This is a genomic window from Variovorax sp. PMC12 (genome assembly GCF_003019815.1).
Taxonomy (GTDB): Bacteria; Pseudomonadota; Gammaproteobacteria; order Burkholderiales; family Burkholderiaceae_C; genus Variovorax.
On sequence record NZ_CP027773.1, the window covers coordinates 383,917 to 403,034 of the forward strand.

Here is a 19,118-nt window from a genome sequence, read left to right on the forward strand (position 1 = left end):
TCAGGCAGTTGCGAGAAGGTCGAGATGCTCGGTCAGGGCCCTGCGGAAAGCGAGCAGCGAGAACTGCGTTGCGTTGCGGGGGATGTCGATGAAATCGATACCGTTGTTCAGGTCGACGTTGTTTTTCCTGATCAACTCGTCGAGCTGGCGTGCCTTCGCGGGATAGGTCCGCTTGGCTGTGATGTATTGGGAGATCACCCTGGACTGAAGCTCGACTGTCGGGAAGTGCCCGCCGGTCGAGTCGGTCATTCCCGCAATGAACAGATCGTCGAACTTCTTGGAAAACGCATACAAATAAAAGTCCGGCTTGTTTCCTTGCCAGTCGAGATCTCCGTTCGAGACAAACGGGATATGGATCTCATAGCCAGTCGCCAGGACGACGACATCGAACTCCTGTGCCGAACCATCGCTGAAACGCACCGTGCTGCCTTCAAAGCTTTCGACGCCTGGCGCGATGGCGATTCGGCCATGTGCCGCGTAGTAGGGGACCAGTGTGTTGACGATGGCCGGGGTCTGCAGCGGGCGATGGTCGGGCTTCGGAAGCCCCATGCGTTGTTGATCGCCCGCCGAAAGGCGCAGGAGCCAGCCCATGATCTTCGACGCCCATTTACTTGGAAGTCCCATCGAGCGCACCTTCATGCCGACCTGGTCGGCGGGGTAGCCGGCAATGAACTTCGGATAGAAGTTGTAGCCGCGGCGCATGCTGAGGACCACGCGAGGGGAAATCTGGCAACACTCGACGGCGATGTCGCAGCCAGAGTTGCCCGCGCCGATGACCAGGACCCGCTTGTCCGCGAATTCACTAGCGTCCGTGTATTCGCTGGCATGGAGGACCCTGCCAGCAAATATCCCCGGAAAATCCGGCTTCCTCGGATACCAGTTATGCCCGTTTGCAATGATGACATCGCGAAACCATGCTTGAGTTCCGCTGGCTGAACTGACCACCCATCCGCCATCCGTTGATCTCGTGATCTTTTCGACGGCGTCGTTGAATCGGATGTGTGCTCGCAGTCCAAAGTTGTCCGCGTAGCTGTTGAGATACTTGAGCACCTGGGGATGACCCGGGTAGACCGGAAAATCATCCGGCATAGGGAAGTCGCTGAATGCGGTGATCCCCTTCGATGTGATGGTGTGTGTGTTCCGATACACCGAACTCTTCGGGTTGGCCCGGTCCCAGATCCCCCCTATGCCGGCATGCGATTCGTAGCCGACGAAGTCGATGCCCGCCTCCTTAAGATTCCGCATTGTGGCCAAGCCGGAAGGGCCTGCGCCAATGACCGCAACGTCGGGTTGCGATTCGTGTACAGCCTTCATGAACGTTGTTCTCCGCGAGTGGACACCATCCAGATGGCGATGCATTGAGCTGCGGCGCCAGCCAGGGGAATGAAAAGCAAGGTGCCGTTTGTCGAGAGGAGTCCTCCCAGTGCAGCCCCTGCGGCCATGCCAAAGTAGGTGGCCATGGTGTTGAGTGCAATCACCTGTACGGCGTGTGGCGGGCTCGGTGACACAAGACGAGAAGCCTGCGGGGGTGTGCATGCCCAGCCGGATGCCGCAAAGATGGCGACGGCAACCGGGAAGAGCCACACCCCCAAGGGAGGGCCGCTGAACACGGCCAGACTCATCAGGAGCAAAGAAGCGAGATGCGCACAAAGAAAGTACTGCAGTGCGCGTACGGGTGTTTTGAGGAAATCGCCGAGCCGTCCACCGATGAGATTCCCGGCAATGGCCGCCGCACCATAGATCAACAAGACAAAGCTTGTCTTGTCTGCCGACCAGCCGGTCGCGGACTGGCTGATCGGGACGATGAACGTATATGTGGCAATGCCACCCGCCATCCATACGAAGCAACTTGCAAGAGCCCGGATCACGTCGCCGTTTCGGAGTGGCGACAGGCGCTCTCCCAGCGAAAGGCTCCTGGACTGGAAGTTGGCCGGCATCACCCACCAGAGCGCCGCGGCCGCGGCTGCGGCCAGGGTCGCAATCAGGATGAAGGTCATCCGCCACGAACTTACGCTTGCGAGCATCAAACCCAGAGGGACGGCCGTGACGAGGGCGGCCGTCAGTCCCCCCAAGACGAAGCTGCTGGCCTGGGCACGTTTTTCGGGAGGCAGAAGGTTGATGGCAGCCGCAACTGCTGCCGGCGAATAAGCCGCGGCACTCATTGCCGCGATCAGGCGCCACAGCAAGAGCCAGGCGTATTGCTCCGACAGGGCTGCCGCAAGATTGGCAGCGGCGAAGACGCCCATCGACGCGATGAGGATCGTCCGAAGAGATTTTCCGCCCAATACGGCACCTAGGATCGGGGCGCTTATCGCGTAAGTCAGCGCGAACGCCGACACCAGCAGGCCTGCCTGGGACAGCGACACCTGAAGCCCTGTCGCCAGATCTGGAAGGATGCCCGCGATCACGAATCCATCGGCGCCGATCGCGAACATCCCCAGCGCCAGCAGCACAACGGATCCCGGCACGCTCAGCCCGGGGCGCTGCGGTGCTGCTACAGTCTCTGCGGGTCTCATTCGGGTATTGCGGTTTTCTGCCGGTTCACTTCGTTGTCGGCGCCGAACTGCTGCAAGACGAAACGTGCGCCACGAGAAGTTCAATGGTGTTGAACTCGAACAGCGCCGTCGGTTCGACGGGAATGTGGAACTCCTGCTCCAGTTCTGCCGTGATCTCGACGGCTTGCACGGAGTCGATGCCGAACTCTTCAAACGGGATGCCGGAATGCAGTTCGGCTGCCGGGATGTCGCACCGCCTGCTGATGTAGTTGATCAGCCAAGCCCTGAGTTCATCGAGATTGACTTGGGTGCTTGCTTCTTGCTTCATGCTTTTTTCTTTCCTGGTTCGTACTCGACCGAGTAACGTTGCTTTGCTTCGAGGATCTGTTCTTGCGTGGGTCTGCGAACATCCCAGACAAGTCCGAGGCGTTCCAGGAGCCGGATGACCAGAGCGGAAATGTCGGGTTGCCACCAATGCAGCGAAACGCTGGCAGAGGCCGGAAATTCGTGATGGTTGTTGTGCAGCGAAAGGCCAAGAGTCGGAATCGCGAGCAACAGGTTGTTGCGGCTGTTGTCGGCGCGGCGGAATGGCCGCGTGCCAACCAGATGCCCGAACGAGTTGGTGATGTAGTACATCTGATTGGCCACGAAGATTCGCAGCAGTCCGCCCCAAAGAAGTCCGGAGAGAAAACCTTGCCACGATTGGTACCAGGCAGCACCGATGAGCGCGGGAATGACAATGCCCAGGATTCCCCACTTGGCGTAGGTCACATGCAGCCTGAACAGGTCGGGCCGGCGGAACATATCGGGCGTCATCCGTTCCCACCCCTTGGGCTTGAGCGAGTCGGGGTTGAACATCCAGCCGATGTATGCATGCATGAATTGGGCGATGCGGCGACCCGGGGGACTGCCGGCCGGTGCGACAGGGCTGTGAGGGTCGCTGGGTTCGTCCGTGTTTCCGTGATGCCGCCTATGGGTCGCGGTCCAGAGAATCACCCCTCCCTGGAAACTCATCGACCCCAGGATGCCCAGCATCATTTCCACGGGTTTGGTCGTCTTGAAAGACTTGTGTGCGAAGTACCGGTGAAAGCCGACCTCCAGGCCGACCATCGCCAGGAAATAGCACACCGCGAACAGCACGACGTCGAAGAGGTGCACTGGCATTCCGAACGCAAGAATCGAGACGAGCAGAAAAATGGCTCCCAGCAGCGGCACGATGTTGGCCGTCAGCGCCAGGATCAGATCCCGCCTGCTGGTGCGCGCGCGTTGCCTCAGGAGCGCCTGATTTGGTGCATTTGGAGTGAGCATGTGTCTAGCTTTCGACGGCAGTTGCCAGGGAGCCGCTTTGTTGGGTATGGGTGTCTTGGCCTGAAGGACGGGTCCATTGCGCCCAGACCTCCATTTCCTGCCGCTCCAGCAACTTGCGCGTGAGGCGTCGCTGAACCTTTCCGCTGGAGGTCTTCAGCGTTCTTCCTGGCGCCACGATGACGACGGTGAAGGGGAAGAGCTGAGACTGCTTTCCGACGGCTTTGCGGATGTCCGCCAGCAACGCGTCCGGGTCCGATTTGCGCGCGGTGCGCTCGATTTCCGCGACCACGGCAATCTCCCCCTCGTCGCCGACGTTGAATGCGACGGTGCATGACGGCCTGACTTCGGCGATGGTCGCTTCGACTGCGCGCTCGATGTCTTGAGGGTAGTACTTCTTGCCCCTGACGATGATCGTGTCCTTGATGCGGCCAGTGACGAACAGCTCCTCATTCACGAGAAACCCGAGATCGCCCGTACGCAGAAAAGGACCTGCTCCGGATTCGGTGTATGCGCTGAAGACCTCGCGGGTCTGCTCATCCCGCTGCCAGTACCCCTTTGCAATGCTCGGGCCGCTGACCCATATTTCGCCTTCTTCGCCATCCTCAAGCTCTTGGAGGCCATCGGGATCGACGATGCGGATCTCTTGTTGTGCGAGAGTGCGGCCGCACCCGACCTTGATTCCCTGATTGGGGGGTGGTGTAAATGTTTCGGATGCCGTTGCGCCGTCCCATTGCATCATCTGCTTGCTGATGGTGTTCAGCAGGACGGGCGCCGACGTCGCGTCTCCGCCCGAAGAAAACAGAGTGCCTTCCGCCAGGCCGTAGCATGGATAGAGCATCTCGGGCACGAAGCCCGCCGAGGAAAAACTCTCGCAAAATCGTTTCAAGGTGGCGACCTGGATGGGTTCCGCGCCGCTGTACATGATGCGCAGGGTATTGAGCGATAGCGTCTGAGAGACCGGATCGCGGGCGTTGGCAACCAGGTCGAAGGCGAAGTTCGGCCCGCCGGACAGCGTCGCCTTGTATTCGGAAATCGCGTTCAGCCATCGCATGGGGCGCTGAATGAACGAGAAGGGCGACATGAGAACAGCATGGAATCCCACGAATAGCGGTTCGAGGATCGCGGAGATCAGGCCCATGTCGTGATACGGAGGTAGCCAACTCACCATCACGGTCTCGCGCGTACTGCCGAACTTGTCGCGGATCTCGCCTAGGTTGTGGATCAGATTCGAATGCGTGACCATGACTCCCTTCGGCTCGCCAGTCGAGCCAGAGGTGTACTGCAGGAAAGCCAATTCCGTGGCGACGGGATGCTGCAAACGAAGCGCCAACTGACCCGGTTCGGCACAGACAGCCTCGGAAATGATCTGGTGTTCCCCGAGGGGAAAACTGGATGAGCGGGTTTCCTGGAGCTTTGTCAGGTCGACCGCCTGCGTCAGGATGATCGATGCAGTGCAGTCCGCGATGACCGCACGGAGTCGATCACGGTGTTGATTGTTCTTGACCGGGTATGCGGGAACCGCCGCAAGGCCAGCCCAAAGGCAACTGTAGAACGCAACTATGTAGTCGATGCCGGGCGGGTAGAGAAGAATCGCGCGCTCACCCGGTGCGGCCACTTGCTGCAGCCGGGCCGAGAACGAGATAACGCGATCCAGTAGCTCTCCATATGTGATCCGCTGGTACGAGCTCTTGTCTTCAGGGTTGTGCAAGAAGGTGTAGGCAACCAGATTGCGGTCGGTGACCCCTCTCAAACCGACGTAGTCACAGATCGTTCGATATCCATTTCCGCTGTCGGCGGCATAGCTTCCCAACTTCACGCGAGACTCCTCCCGAATCTTTTTATGACTCAGCCTGTCTGGTTGAATGGATTTGTTTCGGGTAATTCTTTGCGTAACAGATAAGATTGTCTATGTCTGTTTTTGCATCTGATGAGACATAGAAGGTCTGATGATCGATCTCCAGAAACTCCACTATTTCGTCGCTGTCGCAGAGACGTTGAACGTTGGAAAAGCGGCAACGCTGCTGCACATTTCCCAATCGCCGTTGAGCCGCCAAATCATTGCGCTGGAAGAACGTCTGGGTACGGCACTCTTCTCGAGAGAGCGGAAGCGGCTTCAGCTGACGGACGCGGGGCGGCAGTTCCTCGATGAGGCAAAAGCCCTCATGGAACATGCGCAGCAGCTGGAGGATCGGATCCGGGATGAGGCCGAGGGAAGGACGGGCTCTTTGACGCTTGGTTTCGTGGAGGGCGCCATTCACGTAGGAGCGCTCCAGACGGCCATCAAGCGCTTCCTGAAGGTCGCGCCGCACGCCAGGATCGAGCTGAAGAACCTTCGCTCTAGGCAACAGTTCGAAGCCTTGCAGTTCGGCGGAATCGATGTCGGATTCTCTTACTCGCCGCCCTTGCAAAACAGTCCGCTTGTCGCAGAGCAGATCGCGGATGAAGGGTTTGCTGTCGCGATGCCCAGGAATCACCCGCTGGCCAAGGGGCGCTTTGATCCGCGAAAGCTGGATGGGGAGGCATTCATAGCCCTTCCCGAAAAAGACTCCCCAGAGGCTCGGCAGAGTTTGATGGGGGCGTGTGCGAGCGCAGGCTTCATCCCCAACGTTCGATTCGAAGCGGCGGAGCCTTCCGTCGTGCTCGGGCTGGTAGACGCGGGTGTTGGATTGGCGATCGTTCAGGAAAGCCTGGGCAAGGCGCCAGGCAGGGGAATCGTGCTCCGCCCGTTGCCTCCGTCATTCCCCATGAGAGCCAAAATATTCAGGGTCACAAGGAAAGCCACGCGGCCCCTAGTCGCAAGATTTCTCGGCAGCCAGCAAGCCTGAGTTGCCGCCGAATGCCCGTCTTGCCTACGAGAACAGGCGGTGCATGGCGTCGATCGACTCCGGTCCATACGCGACTACGCCGACGGGCACGGCATAGTCTATGGCCTCGATGATCTTGCCCGCCCACACGGGGCTGAATCCACCGCATAGTTCGATGAGCTGCACGCCTTCGCGAACCATCTCCTGCGCGACCTCGATGCCCTCGGAGGCCGTTGCGACGCCCACCACCTTCATCTGAAACTGCACTGTCCCCTGATGCTGGACAAATCGGTCTCCGGTCACGATGAATCCGAACTTGGTGAGGGCCATGAGCTTGTTCTCCGTTTGTGCGTGGATGAGAGCGTTGGAGCAAGAGACGCCGCTGGCGACCGCCTGCCTTCAATTCAGCCTAACACCGGACCAGGCTTCTCGTCTGCAAGATTCGCGACTGGCTGGCTCTCGCTCGAACAATCTCAGTGAACTAACTCAGCCGGCGGCAGCAGCTTGTCGATCCGCTCGCGCAGCGACTCGGCGCGCTCGGGGCCGGCAGCTTTCTCGATTTCCGTGAGCATGAGCGCGGCGATGGTCAGCATGGCTTCGCGGTCGCGGGCTTCGCGCAGGGCGTCGCGCATCTGCAGCGCGAACTTGGGATCGCGGCGCACGAACATGCGCTCGCAGATGTCGAACAGGAACATGCGCGTGGTGGCCAGGGAGCGCTTGCCGTCGAAGGTGTCGGCCGACGTGGCGATCTGGATCGGCTCGCTGGCGGGGATGGGTGCGGGTTGGGCGGGCGCCGGGGCAGGGGGCACGGCGTTGCCGGGGGCAACCGCCACCTTCGGAGTCTGCAGATAGCCGCGCTGCACCAGCGTCTGGATGGCCTGCTCGGCTTCGTCGCGGGTGCTGAACAGCGGGCTGAAGTCGCTCAGCGAACGCCGCCCGTCGGCCATGAGCAGCAGTGCGCGTTCACGCTGGCTGAGCGTGCGCTGTCCGCCCTGGAGTTCGTCGCGCGCCTTGTCGGTCTTGGTGGGAAACATGGCAGCCACAGCTTTCGGAGATCGAGGGCAGCAGCATCGTTGCAAGCGGTGACATCTTCATGAACCCTTTTCGCTTACGGAAATGGCGTTGGCCCCGCACGATTTCCCGATACCGCGACTGCCTTGCCCGGCGGTATGCTCCGGCACCGCGGAAGGGGCCCACCTCATGCTTCCCATCGTCTTTGCACTCATGGCGACAGTCCTGCTGCTCGTGTGGATGGGCTTTTTCATGATGGGATCGCTGCCGCTGCTGATCCTCAAGCACGACACGCCGCTGGACTCGCGCTTCATCCGTGGCCTGTTCAACGTGTACTACCTCGCGACGATGCTGACGGGCAGCACGGCGGCGCTCTGCTATGCATGGTCGGGCAGGCCGGCATTTGCCGCGGGCATGGCCTTCGTCGCCGGCCTGGCCTTTTCGCTGCGCCGCTGGCTGATCATTCCGCGCATGGACCTGCTGCGCGGCACGATTCCGGCGCTGGATGTCTCTGCCCGCCGGTTCCGCCAGCTTCACATTGCCGGAATGGCGCTCAACGTGGTGCAGTTGGGCACCGTGGCCTGGGCCCTTACGAAGCTGGGGCTGTGAGCCGTCAGCCGCCCGCGCTTTCCTTGCGGATCAGCCACTGGTTGCCCACGCGCTGCAGCTCGAGCGTCTTGCGGCCCGTCTCCTTCACCTTGTCGGCGCGGTAGACCTGCTTGAACCTGGCGCTCGCGGCCTGTCCGTTGATGCTGATGACGAGGTCTTCGATGCCCACGCTGATGCTCGACTTGTCCGCGATGCGCGCGCGACGCTCGGTCTCCCAGCGCTTGCGGTCCTGGTTGCGCGCCGGCGTGAAGTCGGGCGCGTAGGCGGCGAGGTAGCGGTCCGCGTCGCGGGCCGACCAGGCCGCGGCCCAGGCGCGCACCGCAGCCTCGACTTCGGCGATGCCGACCGTGGGAGCGGGGGGCGCCGCCTCGGTGGTGGTGGGCGCGGCCGGCGGGGTGGCGCCGAATGCGGCCGTGGCCAGCAGCAGTCCACCGGCGAGCAGGCTGGTGGTCGTCAAGGATCGGTTCATGGCGCAGTTCCCTCTTTGTCGGTTATAGGCGTCGAGTCCGACGCCGATTCTGGCAGTGAACCAATGCGCCGCGCGAGGCTCAGGCCGCCGCTCGCTCCACCTCGGCCGGCATCGCCTGCATCGACCGGTTGCGCAGCCTCAAGGCCAGCACCGTCGCGACGCAAAGCACGCACAGCACCGTCGTGAGCGTGACGCCGAGGCCGCGCGCATCGGACAGCATGCCGAACAGCGGCGACACCAGGCCGCCCACCGACAGCGCCAGCCCCAGCGTGATGCCGCTGGCCGTGGCCGGGTTGCGCGGCAGGTAGTCCTGCGCCAGCGTCACCTGCGCGGCGAAGGGCAGGAACATGCACATGCCGAGCAGCGCGGTGCAGGCCAGCGCCCAGCCGGCATCTGGCGCGAGCACCAGGCCCGCGAGCGACGGCAGCGCGAGCAGGTAGCCGGCGCGGATCGTGCCCATGCGGCCGATGCGGTCGCCCAGCCAGCCGCCGAGCAGCGTGCCCACAGCGCCCGCGGCGGTGAACGAGGTCAGCGCCGCGGCGCCCTGGAAGGCGGTGCCGTGCAGGTCGCGCGTGATGCGCAGCGACAGCATCGACAGCACCGTCACGTAAGGGATCGACCAGCCGATGATGGTCGCGACCAGCAGGCTGAAGGCGCGCCAGTCGTTGTGGGGCTTCAGCACTTCGGCGCCTGCCTTGCGCGCAGCGGCCGCCGTGGCGGCGGAGGCCGCGCCGCTGCCGGCATTGGCGGCCATCCACACGACGCCCATCGCCAGTGCCGGCACGCCCAGCAGGTAGCTGCGCGACAGGCTGCCCCCGCTGACCACGGCGGCCGCCAGCACCGGCGCGAAAGACGCGCCGATGGTCCCGCCCACTGAGAACACGCTCATCGCCTTTTGCGACGCGCCGCCGGCCGCGCGCGCCGCCACGGTGGCGGGCGGGTGGTAGGCCGCAATGCCCAGCCCGCACAGCACCATCGCGATCCAGGTCAGAAGGTAGCTGTGGCTCAAGCCTGCCAGCACCACGCCAAGCGCGGCCACCATGAAGCCGGTGGGCACCAGCCAACCGCGCGGATGGCGGTCTGCGTACAGGCCGAACAGCGGCTGCACCACGCTCGACAGCCCGGTGGCCGCGAGCATCAGGCCCGCCACGGCGGTGTAGCTGTAGCCGCGCTCCAGCACCATGAACGGCAGCAGTGCGGGCACGAGGCCCTGGTAGAGGTCATTGACGGCATGGGTGCCGGTGAGCAACCCGAGTCGGCGCTTGTTCATTCGATCGCTTCTTTCGTTTCCTTGAGGAAAAAGCATCGTAGGAAGCCGTGCGAAGATGTTCTCGCTACGAATCAACAAGCATCGTCGAGAAATGGACAAAGCAATCAACCTGCGGCCTGAAGAGGGCGAGTCGACCCCGCGCGCCGTGGCGGTGCTGGCCACCGACCCCGCCGGCGACGCTTTCATACCGCCGCATGCGCACCGGCGCGGCCAGTTGATCCATGCGATCTCTGGCGTGATGCTGGTGAGCGCCGCGGCCGGCAGCTGGGTGGTGCCGACCGGGCGCGGGGTGTGGGTGCCGGCCGGCATGGAACACCAGATCCGCATGGCCGGCGAGGTGAAGATGCGCACCGTGTTCGTCGAGCCCGGCACGCGCGCCGACCTGGGCGCCGAATGCCGCGTGATCCATGTCGGCGCGCTGCTGAGGGAGCTGATCGTCACCGCCGTGGCGCTGCCGCTGGACTACGCGCCGGGCGGCCGCGACGAGCGGGTGATGGAGCTGATCCTCGACGAGATCGAGGCGGCCCCCGCGCTCTCGCTGCACGTGCCGATGCCGCGCCATGCGCGCCTGGCCGTGCTGTGCGAGGAGCTGGTGCGCGACCCTTCGTTGCCCGCCACGCTGGACGACTGGGCGCTGCGCCTGCACATGAACACCCGCACGCTCGCGCGCCTGTTCCAGCGCGAGACGGGCATGAACTTCGGCGCGTGGTGCCGGCAGGCGCGGCTGCTGCTGAGCCTGCCGCGGCTGGCGGCGGGCGCGTCGATCCTGGAGGTGGCGCTGGCGCACGGCTACGAGAGCCCGAGCGCCTTCACCGCGATGTTCCGGCGCACGCTGGGCGTGCCGCCCAGCGTGTACCTGCGCCGCGACTACCTGGCGTAGACCAGGTCGCGCAGCGCCAGCGAGATCCAGGGCACGTAGGTGATCACCATCAGGCACGCCATGATCACCAGCACGAAGGGCACCAGGTGCCGCACGATGCGGTCCAGCGATATTCGCGCCACGGTGCAGGCCGCGAACAGGTTCACGCCGAAGGGCGGCGTGATCATGCCCAGGGCCAGGTTCACCACCATGACCAGCCCGAAGTGCACCGGGTCGATGCCGAAGTGCACCGCCACCGGCGCCAGGATCGGCGCCAGCACGATGATCGCGGCGCTGGTCTCGATGAACATGCCGATCACGAACAGCGCCGCGTTCACGCCCAGCAGGAACATCGCCGGCGACTGCAGCACCTCCTGCAGCCAGTGGCCGATGGCGTCGGGCACGCCCGCGCGGGTGATGAGGAACGCGAACAGCCCCGCGTTGGCGATGATGAACATGATCACCGCCGAAGACATCACCGACTTGCGCAGGATGGCGTACAGGTCCTTCAGCTTGATCTCGCGGTAGATCACCATGCCCACCACCAGCGCATAGAACACCGCGACCGCCGAGGCTTCCGTGGGCGTGAAGACGCCGCCGTAGATGCCGCCGAGGATGATCACCGGCATCAGCAGCGCCCAGCCGGCCTGCCAGAGGGCCCGGCCGAAGGGCATGCGGCCTTCGCCGTCGGTCTTGCCCCAGCCCTTCCACTTGCAGTAGACCCACACGAACAGCATGAGCGCCAGGCTGATCAGGATGCCGGGGCCGAAGCCCGCGATGAACAGCTCGCCGATGGACACTTCGGCGCTCACGCCGTACAGGATCATCGGGATCGACGGCGGAATGATCACGCCCAGTTCCGCGCTGGTGGCTTGCAGGGCCGCAGCGTAGGAAGTGGGGTAGCCGTGCTTGATGAGCGCCGGGATCAGGATGGCGCCGATCGCGAAGGTGGTGGCCACCGACGAGCCCGACACCGCGGCGAAGATCATGCAGGTGAGCACGCAGGTCATCGGCAGGCCGCCCTGCACGCCGCCCACGATGCTCTTGGCAAATTCGACCAGCCGGCGCGAGATGCCGCCGGTTTCCATCAGGTTGCCGGCCAGGATGAAGAACGGAATGGCCGCCAGCGGAAACTTGTTGATCGAGTTGAACATCTCCTTCACGGAGATCAGCATGTTGGCGTTCGTCACCTGGATGCCCAGGATCGACGCCAGCCCGATGGACACCGCCACCGATACCGACAGTGCAAAGCAAAGCACCATCGTCGCAACCATCACCACACTCATGATCCAGCCCCCACGCTCGGCACTTCGTGTCCTCGCTGCCCCCCGAGGAGGCCGTTCGCTTGCCTGGGGCGGCCCGGCGCGGCGCTCATTGCGCGGTCTCCAGTTCGAGCCGCTTTGGGTCGAGAAAATTGCCGACGATGCCGAACAGGCAGAACAGCGAGCCCACGGGCAGCGCCAGGTAGGACCACACCATCGAGATGCTCTCGAGGCCGGCCATCGACTGCACGCGTCCGCGCATGGCGTAGTCCCAGCCCCACCACAGCACGATCAGCATCAGCACCAGCGCGGCGACGCTCACCACCGCGTCGAGCACGCGGCGCATGCGCGGCGGGCTCCAGCGGTAGAGAACGTCCACGCTCACCATCGCGCCCTGTCTGAACGCCATCGGGATGCCCATGAACACCATCCAGATGAGGCTCACGCGGATCAGGATCTCGCTCCATTCGGCCGGCTGCTCCAGCACGAAACGGGTGACGATCTGGAACACGCCCAGGGCCGACGCGACGACCAGCATCGCGCAGGCCATCAGCATCGAGAAGCCGGTGGTCCAGCGCTCGATGCCCAGGAATTTTTCTTTCACTTGTAGTCGCGGATCTTGTCGAGATTGGCCTTGCCGAAGTCTTTCTCGAACTGGGCATTGACCGGCGCGAGCGCGGCGACGAACTTGGCCTTGTCGACGTTGTCGATCACCGTCATGCCCTTGGCACGCAGGTCGGCCACGCCCTTGGCGTCGTCTTCGTCCACGCGCGCGCGGTTGGCCTTGGTGCCTTCCTTGGCAGCGTCGAGGAAGGCCTGCTTGTCGGCCGCGCTGAGCTTGTCGAAGGTCGCCTTGTTCATCACGAAGATGCAGGGCGAGTAGACGTGGCCCGTGAGCGACAGGTGCTTTTGCACCTGGTCGAACTTGGCCGAGATGATGACCGGCAGCGGGTTCTCCTGGCCGTCGACCGTGCCTTGCTGCAGCGCGGTGAACACCTCAGGGAAGGCCATCGGCGTGGTGATGATGCCGAAGCCCTTGTAGGCCGCGATGTGCACCGGGTTTTCCATCGTGCGCATCTTCAGGCCCTTGAGGTCCTCGGGGGCCTTCACGTCGCGCTTGCTGTTGGTCATGTGGCGAAAGCCGTTCTCGGCCCACGCCAGCGCCTTGAAGCCCTTGGCGTCGAACTTGGTCAGCATCTCCTGGCCGATCGGGCCGTCGAGCACGGCACGCGCGTGGGCCTTGTCGCGGAACAGGAAGGGCACGTCGAGGATCTTGGTCTCGGGCACGAAGTTGGGCACCGGGCCGGTCGAGGAGAACGCGAGTTCCTGCGTGCCCAGCTGCACCGCCTCGATCGACTCGCGCTCGCCGCCGAGCGAGCCGTTGTAGAAGGTCTGCACCTTGTAGCGGCCTCCCGTGCGCTTCTCGACTTCCTTGGCGAAGGTGTCGATGGCGACGCCCTGGTGCGAGTTCTGCGCAGTCGAAATGCTGATCTTCATGGTCGTCTGTGCAAAGGCGACCGAGCTCAGGGCGAGCGAAAGGCAGGCGGCGGCAATGGGGCCGAATTTCATGTTGTCTCCGGGGAGTTGGGTCAGGAACGCGTCAGGCGCAACGGACTATGCAACAACCGGGAGCTTTACCGCGTCGGGATTTTCACGGACGTACTCGCGAATGACGGCCTCGAAGCTCTCGTCGGGCAAGAGCCCCAAGGCCTTCGCGCGCACCGTCTCGAAGTGCCCGGGCCAGGTCTTCACGATGCGCTGGATCGCCGGGTCGGGCGTGCGGTCGAGCAGGGCGATGGCTGCCTTGCCGGCCACGCGCTCGAGCGCCAGTGCCATTTCGCCGACCGTGGTGGCGAGCGAGGGCAGGTTGAGCGCGGTGCGCGGGCCCCATTCGGCGTCGGTTGCTTCGGCGGCGCGCACGATGCCCTCGATGGTTCGCGCCGGTGACGCGACGGCCACAGGCGTCGAGTCCGGCACCGGACAGGCGGCGCGCAGCCCGGCCAGCGGCTCGCGGATCATGCCGCTGAAGAAACCCGAAGCCGCGCCGTTCGGCCTGCCCGGCCGCACGCTCACCGTCATGAGCCGCACGCTGCGCCCGCGCACGAAACCCTTGCGCGTGTAGTCGGCCATCAGCTGTTCACCGATGAATTTCTGGATGCCGTAGCTGGTCTGGGGCGTCGGCAGCGTGTGGTCTTCGATGACCTTGGGCAACGGCTGCTCGGGCGAGTCGCCGAACACGGCGAGCGAGCTGGAGAACACCAGCACGGGCTTCGTGCCGAGCGCGCGTACCTTTTCGAGCAGCGCATGCGTGGCCGCGAAGTTGCTGCGCATGCCGAGGTCGAAATCGGCCTCGCATTCGCCGCTGACGGCGGCGGCCAGGTGGAAGATGGCGTCGGCTTCGCGCCAGAACCCGGCGTAGGCATCGGCTGCGAGCTGCGCGTTCAGGTCACCGGTGACGGCGGTGATGCGCGCATCGGATGCGAGGTCGGCCGGCGGGGCGGCGCGGTCGACCAGCGTGATGCGTTCGATGGTGCGGGGCGGTGCGCCGGCCAGCGAAAGGCTGCCTTGCTTCAACAGCGTGCGTGCGAGGCGTGCGCCCAGAAAGCCGGCGCCGCCGGTGATGACGATCTGCATGGGTCTTGTCTCCTTTGAGCGCCAAGAATAAGCGCGGCCGCGGGCTGTGGCATGCTCGTTGGCGGTTTCGCGGATTTCATCGACAGGAGACGCCGGATGCTGACGGTCGTGGTTTTGTGGCTCATCGCCATCGCATGGCTGGTAGCGAATGGCGTGTTCGCGCAGAAGCCTTTGCCGCGTTACCGGCGCAGGCGCGCCTTGTGGGCCTGGATCTTCCTGGGCGCATGTGCGGGGGCGCTCGCTGGACTGGCCAGCGCGAATCTCTCGCTGCCCGGTGCCATCGCCGGTGCCGTCCTGGCCGGATTCGTCGCGGGCAAGTTCATCGCGCGCGACTGATCGGATGCCGATGCTTCCAGGGAAGCAAAGGGCTCCGCGGAAAAGAAAAAGCCCTCCGAAGAGGGCCTCCTTCGAAAGGCGCAGGCGCCTTACATGCCGACGTAGTTCGGCCCGCCGCCGCCTTCAGGCGTGACCCAGACGATGTTCTGCGTCGGGTCCTTGATGTCGCAGGTCTTGCAGTGCACGCAGTTCTGCGCGTTGATCTGCAGGCGCTGCTTGCCGTCTTCGGTGCCCACGAACTCGTACACGCCGGCCGGGCAGTAGCGGCTTTCGGGGCCGGCGAACTTCTCGAGGTTGATGTTCACCGGCACCGTCGGGTCTTTCAACGTCAGGTGGGCCGGCTGCTGCTCTTCATGGTTGGTGTTGCTGATGAACACGCTGGAGAGCCGGTCGAAGGTGAGCTTGCCGTCGGGCTTGGGATAGACGATGGGCTTGCACTCCGAGGCGGGCTTCAGGTACAGGTGGTCGGCCTTGTTGCGGCGCAGCGTCCACGGAATGTTGCCCTTCAGCAGCCATTGTTCGATGCCGTTCATGAGCGTCGCCACGCCCAGGCCCTTCTTGAACCATGCCTTGAAGTTGCGCGCCTTCTTCAGCTCCGCGTGCAGCCAGCTCTTCTCGAAGGCTTCGGGGTAGGCGGTGAGTTCGTCGTGCTGGCGGCCGGCCTGCACCGCCTCGAAGGCGGCTTCGGCGCAGAGCATGCCGGTCTTGATGGCGGCGTGGCTGCCCTTGATGCGGCTCACGTTGAGGTAGCCGGCCTCGCAGCCGACCAGCGCGCCGCCGGGGAACACGGTCTTGGGCAGCGACATCAGGCCGCCGGCCGTGATGGCGCGCGCGCCGTAGCCGATGCGCTTGGCGGGCTTGATGCCCTTGGCCTCGTCGCCTTCCAGGTACCAGCGGATGTTGGGGTGCAGCTTCCAGCGCTGCATTTCCTCGAACGGGCTCAGGTAGGGGTTGCTGTAGTCCAGGCCGGTGATGAAGCCCATGGTGACCTTGTTGTCCTCCATGTGATAGAGGAAGGCGCCGCCATAGGTGTCGCTCTTCATGGGCCAGCCGGCGGTGTGCAGCACGAAGCCGGGCTGGTGGCGCTTGGGGTCGATCTCCCAGACTTCCTTCACGCCCAGGCCGTAGGTCTGCGGGTCCTTGCCGGCGTCGAGCTTGTACTTGGCGATGAGCTGGCGGCCCAGGTGGCCGCGCGCGCCTTCGGCGAACACGGTGTATTTGCCCAGCAGCTCCATGCCGAGCTGGAAGTTCTCGGTGGGCTCGCCGTCCTTGCCGACGCCCATGTTGCCGGTGGCCACGCCGCGCACCGAGCCGTCTTCGTTGTAGAGCACCTCGGCCGCAGGGAAGCCGGGGAAGATTTCCACGCCCAGGTTCTCGGCCTGCTGCGCCAGCCACTTGGTGAACGCACCCAGGCTGATGATGTAGTTGCCGTGGTTCTGGAAGCACGCCGGCAGGAACGCGTTGGGCGTGCGCAGGCTGCCCTTTTCGCCCAGGAACACCATCGCGTCGTCGGTGACGGGCTGGTTCAGCGGGGCGCCCAGTTCCTTCCAGTCGGGCAGCAGCTCGTTGAGCGCGCGCGGGTCCATGATGGCGCCCGACAGGATGTGCGCGCCGGGCTCCGAGCCCTTCTCGAGCACTACGACCGAGATCTCTTTCTCCTGCTGCGCGGCGAGCTGCTTGAGCCGGATCGCGGTCGAGAGGCCGGCCGGGCCGCCACCGACCACGACCACGTCGTATTCCATGGCTTCGCGAGGGCCGAACTGGGCGAGGATTTCGTCGTGGGTCATGTGGGTTGGGTCGATAATGATTTTTCGAGGCGCGGGGCATCCCGGGTTGCGGGGCATTTTATGCGGCGTCCGCGGGCGGCCCGCGTCACTTGCGGGCACGGCTTTCCCTCGCGTCGCCTGCGCGACTCCACAGGAATCAGTTCATGGCTTACAGCATCGATCTCTCGGGCCGCGTTGCCTTCGTCACCGGCGCCTCCAGCGGGCTTGGCGCCCAGTTCGCAAAAACGCTGGCGCGCGCGGGTGCCGCGGTGGTTCTCGCAAGCCGCCGCATCGAGAAGCTCAAGGAACTGCGCGCGCGCATCGAAGGCGAGGGCGGCGACGCCCACGTGGTCGAGCTCGACGTGACCGACATCGGCAGCATCAAGGCCGCCGTCGCGCGCGCCGAGACCGAGGTCGGGGCCATCGACATCCTGGTCAACAACTCGGGCGTGAGCACCACCCAGCGCCTGCAGGACGTGACGCCCGACGACTACGACTACATCTTCGACACCAACGTCAAGGGCTCGTTCTTCGTCGCCCAGGAAGTGGGCAAGCGCATGCTGGCGCGCGCCACGGGCACGGCGCCGGGCACCTACATCGGCGGGCGCATCATCAACATCGCGTCGGCGGCGGCGCTGAAGGTCATGCCGCAGATCGGCACCTACTGCATGAGCAAGGCCGCCGTGGTGCAGATGACCAAGGCCATGGCGCTGGAGTGGGGCCGCTTCGGCATCAACGTGAACGCGCTGTGCCCCGGCTACATCACCACCGAGCTCAACGAGGAGCACTGGACCACCGAAGGCGGCGCCAAGCTGGTCAACATGCTGCCGCGCAAGCGCGTGGGCAAGCCCGAAGACCTGGACGGCCTGATCGTGCTGCTGGCCAGCGGCCAGAGCCATTTCGTGAACGGCGCCGTCATCGCGGCCGACGACGGGTTCGCGCTCTGAGTCCGAGGGCCTTGGTCGGCATTGCGGCCGGGCTGGGCGCGGGGGCGCTCTGGGGGCTGGTGTTCGTGGCGCCGCGCATGGTGGGGCACTTCGGCATGGTCGACATCACCGCCGCGCGCTTCCTGGTGTTCGGTGCCGTCTCGGGGCTCGCCGTGTTCGCGCGGCCGGCGGCCGTGCGCTGGCCCACCGGCCGGCAGGCGCTGGCGGCTCTCGCGCTCAGCGTGCTGGGCTTCAGCGGCTACTACCTGCTGCTGGCCTTCGGCATCGAGGCTGCGGGCACCGAGGTGCCGAGCCTCATCATCGGCACGATCCCGGTCTGGATGATGCTGCTGGGCAGGCCGGCGGGCCTTCGCCTGACCGCGCTGCTGCCGGGGCTGGCGCTCACCGGCGCGGGCATCGCGCTGATGATCTGGGGCGCATGGTCGGCGCAGCATGGCGCGGGCGCTGCAAGCGGCGCGCGCTTCGGCCTGGGCATCGCGCTGGCGCTGTGCGCGATGGTGAGCTGGACGGTCTACGGCCTGCTCAATGCAGCCTGGCTGCAGCGCCACACCGAACTCAATGCGACCGACTGGGCGAATTGGCTCGGCGTGGCGACCGGGTTGGGTGCGTTGGCGCTGTGGCTGGCCGCGGGCAGCGATGTGGCCACGCTGCGGGCGCGGCCCGACGGCATGCTCTTCGTCTGGCTCGCGCTGGTCAGCGGCTTCGGCTCGTCGTGGCTGGCCACCGTTCTCTGGAACATCGCGAGCCAGCGGCTCTCCGCGAGCCTGTGCGGCCAGCTGATCGTGAGCGAGACGCTGTTCGCGCTGCTCTATTCCTTCGTCTGGGACGGCCGCTGGCCGCAGGCCACCGAGTGGACCGCGGCATTGCTGTTCGTGCTGGGCATCCTCGCATCCATCAAGGCGCACCGATGAGAATCGAAATCCCCGAAAAGAAGAAGCTCGTGTACGAAACCCTGATCCCCATCCGCTGGGGAGACATGGACGCCATGGGCCACCTGAACAACGGCACCTACTTCCGCTACCTCGAGACCGCGCGCATCGACTGGATGCATTCCATCGGCTTCGAGCCCGAGCCGAGCGGCGAGGGCATGGTGATCGTCAACGCCTTCTGCAACTTCTACCGGCAGATCGAATACCCCGGCAAGGTGCTGCTCAAGATGTACGTGAGCGACCCGGGCCGCACCACCTTCGAGAGCTGGGGCACCATGGCACGCGAGGAAGCGCCCGACGTGATCTGCGCGGCCGGCGGCGCGACCACCATCTGGGTCGACTTTCCGAAGCAGAAGGCGCTGGCGCTGCCCGACTGGCTGCGCACGCTGGTGAGCGAGTAGCCGGCCGGGCGCCGTAGC

21 protein-coding genes are annotated in these 19,118 nt (G+C 64.6%); 7 read left to right on the plus strand and 14 right to left on the minus strand.

What is annotated here, in order from left to right:
• The 5 genes from C4F17_RS01735 to C4F17_RS01755 form a co-directional block, all read right to left on the minus strand.
• Window positions 1-1,314, minus strand: a complete 1,314-nt coding sequence (locus tag C4F17_RS01735; protein ID WP_159053588.1) for a flavin-containing monooxygenase — start codon at window positions 1,312-1,314, stop codon at window positions 1-3.
• Window positions 1,311-2,453: an MFS transporter gene (locus C4F17_RS01740; protein ID WP_159053589.1), complete on the minus strand. Its 1,143-nt coding sequence runs from the start codon at window positions 2,451-2,453 to the stop codon at window positions 1,311-1,313. Before C4F17_RS01740 ends, C4F17_RS01735 begins: the two co-directional genes overlap by 4 nt.
• Window positions 2,454-2,541: 88 nt before the next feature.
• Entirely contained in the window at window positions 2,542-2,823 is a 282-nt protein-coding gene (locus C4F17_RS01745; protein WP_106934061.1) for an acyl carrier protein, read from the minus strand.
• Window positions 2,820-3,803 carry an acyl-CoA desaturase gene (locus tag C4F17_RS01750; RefSeq protein WP_106934062.1) on the minus strand — a complete coding sequence of 328 codons (984 nt, stop codon included), beginning with the start codon at window positions 3,801-3,803 and terminating at the stop codon, window positions 2,820-2,822. The genes C4F17_RS01745 and C4F17_RS01750 overlap by 4 nt, the downstream gene beginning before the upstream one ends.
• Window positions 3,804-3,807: 4 nt before the next feature.
• Window positions 3,808-5,619 (minus strand): fatty acyl-AMP ligase, encoded by a 1,812-nt coding sequence (locus C4F17_RS01755; protein WP_159053590.1) that lies wholly within the window; start codon window positions 5,617-5,619, stop codon window positions 3,808-3,810.
• 130 nt (window positions 5,620-5,749) lie between these two features.
• Between C4F17_RS01755 and C4F17_RS01760 the strand changes: the two genes are divergently transcribed.
• The gene (locus C4F17_RS01760) at window positions 5,750-6,628 is read left to right on the plus strand and encodes a LysR substrate-binding domain-containing protein (RefSeq protein ID WP_106934064.1); all 879 of its coding nucleotides are present in this window, start codon (window positions 5,750-5,752) and stop codon (window positions 6,626-6,628) included.
• A gap of 24 nt (window positions 6,629-6,652) precedes the next feature.
• Here C4F17_RS01760 and C4F17_RS01765 read toward each other — a convergent pair whose 3' ends face one another.
• Both C4F17_RS01765 and C4F17_RS01770 read right to left on the minus strand, forming a co-directional pair.
• Window positions 6,653-6,937, minus strand: a complete 285-nt coding sequence (locus C4F17_RS01765) for a DUF6506 family protein (protein ID WP_106934065.1) — start codon at window positions 6,935-6,937, stop codon at window positions 6,653-6,655.
• Between the two features lie 143 nt (window positions 6,938-7,080).
• Window positions 7,081-7,641, minus strand: a complete 561-nt coding sequence (locus tag C4F17_RS01770) for a hypothetical protein (RefSeq protein WP_106934066.1) — start codon at window positions 7,639-7,641, stop codon at window positions 7,081-7,083.
• Between the two features lie 166 nt (window positions 7,642-7,807).
• Between C4F17_RS01770 and C4F17_RS01775 the strand changes: the two genes are divergently transcribed.
• Window positions 7,808-8,227 (plus strand): hypothetical protein, encoded by a 420-nt coding sequence (locus tag C4F17_RS01775; RefSeq protein WP_106934067.1) that lies wholly within the window; start codon window positions 7,808-7,810, stop codon window positions 8,225-8,227.
• 4 nt (window positions 8,228-8,231) lie between these two features.
• On the opposite strand, the gene C4F17_RS01780 is transcribed toward C4F17_RS01775, so the two are convergent.
• Window positions 8,232-8,696 carry a L,D-transpeptidase Cds6 family protein gene (locus C4F17_RS01780; protein ID WP_106934068.1) on the minus strand — a complete coding sequence of 155 codons (465 nt, stop codon included), beginning with the start codon at window positions 8,694-8,696 and terminating at the stop codon, window positions 8,232-8,234.
• A 79-nt stretch (window positions 8,697-8,775) separates the two neighbouring features.
• Window positions 8,776-9,966 (minus strand): MFS transporter, encoded by a 1,191-nt coding sequence (locus C4F17_RS01785; RefSeq protein ID WP_106934069.1) that lies wholly within the window; start codon window positions 9,964-9,966, stop codon window positions 8,776-8,778.
• Between the two features lie 91 nt (window positions 9,967-10,057).
• On the opposite strand from C4F17_RS01785, the gene C4F17_RS01790 reads away from it, so the two are divergent.
• On the plus strand, window positions 10,058-10,846 hold the full coding sequence (locus C4F17_RS01790) for an AraC family transcriptional regulator (protein ID WP_106934070.1): 789 nt from the start codon (window positions 10,058-10,060) through the stop codon (window positions 10,844-10,846).
• On the opposite strand, the gene C4F17_RS01795 is transcribed toward C4F17_RS01790, so the two are convergent.
• The 4 genes from C4F17_RS01795 to denD all read right to left on the minus strand — a co-directional run bounded on the left by C4F17_RS01795 (window position 10,834) and on the right by denD (window position 14,721).
• The gene (locus C4F17_RS01795; RefSeq protein WP_081267074.1) at window positions 10,834-12,111 is read right to left on the minus strand and encodes a TRAP transporter large permease; all 1,278 of its coding nucleotides are present in this window, start codon (window positions 12,109-12,111) and stop codon (window positions 10,834-10,836) included. The two genes, C4F17_RS01790 and C4F17_RS01795, sit on opposite strands and share 13 nt — an antisense overlap.
• Before the next feature lie 85 nt (window positions 12,112-12,196).
• Window positions 12,197-12,691: a TRAP transporter small permease gene (locus tag C4F17_RS01800; protein ID WP_081267075.1), complete on the minus strand. Its 495-nt coding sequence runs from the start codon at window positions 12,689-12,691 to the stop codon at window positions 12,197-12,199.
• Window positions 12,688-13,656, minus strand: a complete 969-nt coding sequence (locus C4F17_RS01805; RefSeq protein WP_106934071.1) for a TRAP transporter substrate-binding protein — start codon at window positions 13,654-13,656, stop codon at window positions 12,688-12,690. The genes C4F17_RS01800 and C4F17_RS01805 overlap by 4 nt, the downstream gene beginning before the upstream one ends.
• 45 nt (window positions 13,657-13,701) lie before the next feature.
• Complete coding sequence (denD, locus tag C4F17_RS01810) at window positions 13,702-14,721, minus strand: D-erythronate dehydrogenase (protein WP_106934072.1); 1,020 nt, start codon at window positions 14,719-14,721, stop codon at window positions 13,702-13,704.
• A 96-nt stretch (window positions 14,722-14,817) separates the two neighbouring features.
• Here denD and C4F17_RS01815 point away from each other — a divergent pair, with 96 nt between their 5' ends.
• Complete coding sequence (locus C4F17_RS01815; protein WP_106934073.1) at window positions 14,818-15,057, plus strand: hypothetical protein; 240 nt, start codon at window positions 14,818-14,820, stop codon at window positions 15,055-15,057.
• A gap of 89 nt (window positions 15,058-15,146) precedes the next feature.
• On the opposite strand, the gene C4F17_RS01820 is transcribed toward C4F17_RS01815, so the two are convergent.
• On the minus strand, window positions 15,147-16,844 hold the full coding sequence (locus C4F17_RS01820; protein WP_106934074.1) for an electron transfer flavoprotein-ubiquinone oxidoreductase: 1,698 nt from the start codon (window positions 16,842-16,844) through the stop codon (window positions 15,147-15,149).
• 143 nt (window positions 16,845-16,987) lie between these two features.
• Here C4F17_RS01820 and C4F17_RS01825 point away from each other — a divergent pair, with 143 nt between their 5' ends.
• From C4F17_RS01825 to C4F17_RS01835, 3 genes are read left to right on the plus strand one after another with little or no spacing between them, the layout of a single operon-like run.
• The gene (locus C4F17_RS01825) at window positions 16,988-17,770 is read left to right on the plus strand and encodes an SDR family oxidoreductase (RefSeq protein WP_081267080.1); all 783 of its coding nucleotides are present in this window, start codon (window positions 16,988-16,990) and stop codon (window positions 17,768-17,770) included.
• A 59-nt stretch (window positions 17,771-17,829) separates the two neighbouring features.
• Complete coding sequence (locus C4F17_RS01830) at window positions 17,830-18,681, plus strand: DMT family transporter (RefSeq protein ID WP_234382820.1); 852 nt, start codon at window positions 17,830-17,832, stop codon at window positions 18,679-18,681.
• Entirely contained in the window at window positions 18,678-19,100 is a 423-nt protein-coding gene (locus C4F17_RS01835) for an acyl-CoA thioesterase (protein WP_081267081.1), read from the plus strand. Before C4F17_RS01830 ends, C4F17_RS01835 begins: the two co-directional genes overlap by 4 nt.
• The last annotated feature ends 18 nt before the right edge of the window (window positions 19,101-19,118 follow it).